Below are 5,564 nucleotides of genomic sequence, written 5' to 3'. Positions count from 1 at the left end.
GACTCGGCGCCACGCCTCATCAGGGCTGAGGCGTACCTCGCGGACGATCTCGATCTGGGCCACGGCACGATGGTATGCATGCGCACCATGCCGTTCACCTCGATCGACGACGTCAAGGCCAAGTTGGCCGCGGCTGACTACCTGGCGTCGGATGCCGTTGCGACGACGGTCTTCCTCGCCAGCGAGCTCGGCAAGCCGCTGCTCGTCGAGGGCCCGGCCGGGGTGGGAAAGACCGAGCTGTCTCGCGCCGTTGCAGATGCTTGCGGCGCCGATCTCGTCAGGCTGCAGTGCTACGAAGGCGTTGACGAGGCGCGCGCACTGTATGAGTGGAACCACGCCAAACAGCTCCTCAGGATCACCGCAGGCCGTGAGGAGACCTGGGACGAGGCGCGCAGCGACATCTTCAGCGAGGAGTTCCTCCTCCCCCGTCCGCTGCTGACGGCGATCCGCAACGACGGCCCGACCGTTCTGCTGATCGACGAGACGGACAAGGCTGACGTCGAGATCGAGGGATTGCTGCTCGAAGTTCTCGGCGAGTTCCAGGTGACGATCCCTGAGCTAGGAACGATCAAGGCCGAGCACCGACCGTTCGTCGTGCTGACTTCGAACGCGACACGCGAGTTGTCTGAGGCGTTGCGCCGCCGTTGTCTGTTCCTGCACATCGACTTCCCCGATCCCGAGCTGGAGCAGCAGATCATCCGGCTCAAGGTGCCTGAGCTCGATGGCACGCTCGGCGATTCGCTGATCCGCGTCATCAACGCTCTCCGCGCGATGCCATTGCGCAAGGCGCCGTCGGTTTCTGAGTCGATCGACTGGGCAAGGACGCTGGTCGCCCTTGGCGCTGACATCCTCGATGACGACGTCGTACGCGAGAGCCTCGGCGTGATCCTCAAGCACCAGGATGATCTCGACAAGGCCACCGAGCGGCTCAACCTCGACGAGGTGCTCGGAGCGTCATGACCGAGACGCCGGTCGCCCAAGACCTCGCAGGCAGGCTCGTCGAGTTCGTCGGCGCGCTTCGCAGCAAGGGCATCCCGGCGGGCACAAGCGAGACGGTCGACGCAGCAGCCGTGATCGACGTTCTCGGTATGAGCGACCGGACGTTGCTCCGAGAGGGACTGGCATCGGCGCTCGTGCGTAGGGGCGGTCAGCGCGACGTCTTCGACATGACGTTCGATCTCTACTTCCCGGCCGGTGTGGGTGCATCTCAGGCTGCTCGTGAGATGGATGAGGACTTCGACATCGAAGACCTCCGCGACCTGCTTGCCATGGCGTTGGCAGAAAATGATCTACGGATTCTCGAGCAGGTTGCCGAGATGGCGGTCGACCTGCTTGGCCGCGTAGGCGAGAGCGGACCTACTGGCGGCTGGTCGGCGTACCAAACACTCGAGCGGCTTCGCCCCCAGACCTTGCTGGTGCAGGCCATGGGACAGCGCGGCGTCGGTGGCGGCAGCGGTCCTGGTCAACGCCAAGGAATGGGTGGCGACTTCACCGAGCGACTCGAGCGCGACGAGGTGCGCCAGAACATCGATCGATTCCGTGCGCTGGTCGCCAGCGAGGCCCGGCGTCGAACGGCAGAGCTTCGAGGTCGCGATGTGGTGACGCGTCACGCCGTACGCGTCGGCTCCGATCGGATCGACTTCCTCAGCGCCAACCGTCAGCAGCTCGAAGAGCTGGGCCGGACCGTGCGTCCACTTGCCCGCAAGCTCGCCACTCGCTTGGCTGCCCGTCGCCGCAAGGCGCACCGGGGCCGAATCGACATCCGTCGGACGCTGCGCCGCTCGATGGGCACTGGCGGCGTACCCATGCACCCGGTGTTCGCGAAGCCGCATCCCGCGCGCCCGGAGCTCGTTCTGCTGTGCGATGTCTCGGGATCGGTTTCGGGCTTCTCGCAGTTCACCATGCACCTCGTTCAGGCGATGAGTGGACAGTTCAGCAAGATCCGGGTGTTCGCGTTCATCAACGCCATGGCTGAGGTCACCGACATGGTCAAGGAAGATTCGGACGATCTGGCGGCCCGCATCTCTCGCGAGGCCCGGATCACCAAGTGGCACACCAGCAGCGACTATGGCGAGGCCTTTGCCGACTTCCACGCTGACCACATGACGGCGATTGGCCCGCGTACGGCTGTGCTGATCCTCGGCGATGCGCGCAACAACAACCAGGACCCCAACCTCGAGGCGCTGCACGAGATCAGCCAGCGTGCTCGACGCACGTTCTGGCTCAACCCCGAGCACTCCATGCGGTGGGGACTCGGTGACTCCATCGCACCGGCCTACGCCGACATCGTTGAGATGCACGAGGTGTGCAACGTCGACCAGCTGACGAAGTTCGTCACCCGACTTCTGCCTGTTTAGGGCGTTCGCGCACGGATGTCCTAAGCGGGAGCGGGCACACCTGCTTCGTTGGGGATGTCGTCCTTCTTGGCGTTGATCATTGTCACGGCGAAGATCAGCGCGATGACCAGCATCATCGAGCCCCAGAAGAACGCCACGTGATAGCCGTGGATGAACGCGTCGCCGGTGACCTGCCCGATCATTGCCGGATCAGCGTTCGGGCCGAGGTTGTCGGCAAGGAACCCTGTCACAGCTCCCGCGTAGAGGGTGTTGAGCAGGGCTACGCCGAGGGATCCACCCACCTGCTGTGACGTGTTGAGCAGGGCGCTCGCGACACCCGCGTCGTGCTCGCTGATTCCGATCAACGCAGTGCTGGAGGCTGGGATGAAGACGCATGCCATGCCGATGCTCATGAGCAGCTCAGACGGCATCACCCATCCCCAATAGCTGGTGCTGGTGTCGATCTGCGTCAGCATCAACATGCCGAGAGTGGACGATATGAGGCCGGCGACCATGATCGGCTTGGGACCGATTTTCGGCAGCAGATTGGCGACCACGCCAGCGGTGCCGATGATGCCGATGCTGAATGGCAGAAACGCGAATCCACCCTTGATCGGGCTGTAGCCCATCGTGATCTGGAAGTAGAACGTCAGGAACAGGAACATCGCGAACAGGCCCGCACCGATGAACAGGAAGATCAGGTAGGACCCGCCGCGATTGCGATCAAGCGCCACATTCATCGGCAACAACGGCGTACTCGACCGCCGTTCCCACATCACAAAGGCGACCAGCAGCACAATTCCAGCGCCCAGGAACGTCAAGGTGGACGAATCGGTCCAGCCGAGCACCTCGGTGCTCCGAGTATCTGGGTACTTGAGCTTGGCCGCCTCGGTGAAGCCGTAGACGAGCGACACGAGTCCGAGCGTCACCAGAATGGCGCCTGGGATGTCGTACTTCGTGTTTCCGTGCGCCTTGCTTTCTTTGACGTAGAGGTACGCAGCGGCGGCGGTGGCGAGAGCGATGGGAACGTTGACGCCCAAGCACCAGCGCCACGAGGCGTATTCGGTCAGCGAGCCGCCGAGAAGCAGGCCGATTGCCGCACCACCACCGGAGACGGCACCGTAGGCGCCAAACGCCTTGGCCCGCTCGGTGGACTCGGTGAACGTGACCGAGATCAACGAGAGCGCAGCGGGAGCCATGAGCGCCGCGAAGGTGCCTTGCAGACCGCGTGCGGCGTAGAGCAGACCTGCGGTCGATGCGATGCCGCCAAGAGCGGATGCGGCTGCAAATCCGAGAAGGCCGACGATGAACGTGCGTTTGCGCCCCATGTAGTCGGCGATGCGTCCGCCAAGGAGCAGGAAGCCGCCGAACGTCAGGGTGTAGGCAGTCACCACCCATTGCCGATCGGCGTCACTGATGCCGAGGTCCTTCTGGGCCGACGGAAGTGCGATGTTCACGATCGATGCATCGAGCACGATCATCAGCTGGGCGATGATGATCACGAACAGCGCAAGCCAGCGCTTCGGATCAGGTGTGGTGCTGGGCTGTTCGACTGAAGACATGGGGAGCTCCTAGGCGGTCCAACAAGATCATGATGGACGCTACAACCGGGTTCCGACAGTTCCTGTTCCCAAACCGAGGACGAATTTCAGGCAACTGCGACGAGCGCTGGTTTGCGTGTGACCGCTCGTCGACGACGTACCGCGGTGTCGAGTCGTAGGCCGCCCCAGAGGAGAACGATCGCGACTACGCCGTCCAGCCACCAGTGGTGACCGGTTGCCGCGACAACGAACATCGTCAGGGGCAGGTGCATGACGAACAGCCATCGCCACTTGCTGGTGGTCGTCATGAAGATGCCGCAGGCTACGACGGCAGCCCAGCCGACGTGGATCGACGGCATCGCGGCGAACTGATCCGAGATGCCGTGACCCACCGGCCCATAAACGCCAAGGCCGTAGCGGTCCGACAGGTTGACGAAGTCCAGCTCTTCGATGAACCGAGGTGGCGCCACGCGTACGAATCGGATGACCAAGCAGCCGAGCGTGACCAGCGTGAGTCCGTTGCGCCAGTGTGGGAACTGGTCGCGGTGTCGTACGAACAGCCATACCAGGAACAACAGAAGGCCTGGCACGTGCAGTGTGGCGTAGTAGCCATTGGTCAGGCGAGCCAGCCAGTCGTGGCCGAGAACGAAATGCTGCATCGCGATCTCAGTTGGCAGGTGCAAGAACTGCTGTACGTCGTCGATCTGCCGGGCGCGGTCGAGCGCGCCCGCTTCGTGAGTAAATGGCAGCTGACGCGCCAGGCGCCAGATTGTGTAGAGACCGGAGATCAGGCCGAACTCGAATAGCGCCGGAAGCAGTTCAGTGCTGACACGAGTGGGCCTGGCTCGACGAAGCAGCAGCCAGATGGCGGCACTCAGGACGCTGGCAATCCCCGCCTGCTGCCACGAGGGCCACGGCAGTCCGTCCCCTGTCACGGGACGAGCGCCTGAGTCATGCAGAGGATCGTAGCCGCGGGACGAAGCCAAGACGTACGAAACCCCGCACCATCCTCAGGCAGGAGCGGTGGTGCCTCCGAGCGGGATGGGATCGAGGCCGAGCTTGCGGTGGTCCCAGGATCGCGTGCGCTCGGCATCGAACCGGAGCGCTACCCGCTTGTTGAGCATCATCTCGACGAACGGCTTCACCTCGTCGGTGTAGGGGCCGTTGTACCGCTCCCAGACGCTCACTCCGACCGCCCACAGGGCGTCAGGGTCGTCGATGACCTCGCAACGGCCTTCGAGCGAGACGCCGCGGAGGGAGTCGTACGTGAGACCGTCCTCGACCAGGACGGTGGCTCGCGGATCACGTCGCAGGTTGACCGTCTTCTGGGCCTTGGCCTTCGTCTCGAACCAGATGACGCCGTCGATGAAGGCGAACCACATCGCGACGGCGTGCGGGTGGCCCGTTGCGCCGAGGGTGATGAGGTTCGCGGTCCTCTGCGTTGGAAGGAAGGCCAAGATCTCGTCGTCGGTCATGGCGACCTGGGACCGCTGGTTGATGCCCATGAATTCTCACTCTCAGACGCCGCCACCTAGTGCGGCGCAAGCGAAGTTCATCGTGGCGTACGCGCCTGGGAAGTACAAACCCCCACACCGGCCAAAGCGCAGAGCAGGGTCATGCGTGTCCGAGGGCTCTCAGAAGTACAAAACCCCCACACCGGCCAAAGCGCAGAGCAGGGTCATGCGTG

At 63.6% G+C, this 5,564-nt stretch carries 5 protein-coding genes; 2 read left to right on the top strand and 3 right to left on the bottom strand.

What is annotated here, in order from left to right; all coding sequences use genetic code 11:
- Nucleotides 1-69: 69 nt before the first annotated feature.
- Both V6M39_RS10060 and V6M39_RS10055 read left to right on the top strand, forming a co-directional pair.
- Nucleotides 70-960: an AAA family ATPase gene (locus tag V6M39_RS10060; protein ID WP_442880763.1), complete on the top strand. Its 891-nt coding sequence runs from the start codon at nucleotides 70-72 to the stop codon at nucleotides 958-960.
- Complete coding sequence (locus V6M39_RS10055) at nucleotides 957-2,357, top strand: vWA domain-containing protein (RefSeq protein ID WP_332643685.1); 1,401 nt, start codon at nucleotides 957-959, stop codon at nucleotides 2,355-2,357. The genes V6M39_RS10060 and V6M39_RS10055 overlap by 4 nt, the downstream gene beginning before the upstream one ends.
- Before the next feature lie 20 nt (nucleotides 2,358-2,377).
- On the opposite strand, the gene V6M39_RS10050 is transcribed toward V6M39_RS10055, so the two are convergent.
- The 3 genes from V6M39_RS10050 to V6M39_RS10040 all read right to left on the bottom strand — a co-directional run bounded on the left by V6M39_RS10050 (nucleotide 2,378) and on the right by V6M39_RS10040 (nucleotide 5,382).
- Nucleotides 2,378-3,898, bottom strand: a complete 1,521-nt coding sequence (locus tag V6M39_RS10050) for an MFS transporter (RefSeq protein WP_332643684.1) — start codon at nucleotides 3,896-3,898, stop codon at nucleotides 2,378-2,380.
- A gap of 86 nt (nucleotides 3,899-3,984) precedes the next feature.
- Nucleotides 3,985-4,812 (bottom strand): phosphatase PAP2 family protein, encoded by an 828-nt coding sequence (locus V6M39_RS10045; protein WP_332643683.1) that lies wholly within the window; start codon nucleotides 4,810-4,812, stop codon nucleotides 3,985-3,987.
- Between the two features lie 75 nt (nucleotides 4,813-4,887).
- A complete protein-coding gene (locus tag V6M39_RS10040) occupies nucleotides 4,888-5,382 on the bottom strand; it encodes a pyridoxamine 5'-phosphate oxidase family protein (RefSeq protein ID WP_332643682.1) in 495 nt (164 codons plus the stop codon).
- Between the last annotated feature and the right edge of the window lie 182 nt (nucleotides 5,383-5,564).

It is taken from the genome of Aeromicrobium sp. (assembly GCF_036675695.1).
Taxonomy (GTDB): Bacteria; Actinomycetota; Actinomycetes; order Propionibacteriales; family Nocardioidaceae; genus Aeromicrobium.
This window is presented reverse-complemented; position numbering and strand designations above follow the sequence as displayed.

Bases quoted from the DNA above. Each gene is read 5' to 3' on its own strand.
- V6M39_RS10060 (WP_442880763.1), top strand. From the start codon at position 70: ATGGTATGCATGCGCACCATGCCGTTCACCTCGATCGACGACGTCAAG.
- V6M39_RS10055 (WP_332643685.1), top strand. From the start codon at position 957: ATGACCGAGACGCCGGTCGCCCAAGACCTCGCAGGCAGGCTCGTCGAG.
- V6M39_RS10050 (WP_332643684.1), bottom strand. From the start codon at position 3,898: ATGTCTTCAGTCGAACAGCCCAGCACCACACCTGATCCGAAGCGCTGG.
- V6M39_RS10040 (WP_332643682.1), bottom strand. From the start codon at position 5,382: ATGGGCATCAACCAGCGGTCCCAGGTCGCCATGACCGACGACGAGATC.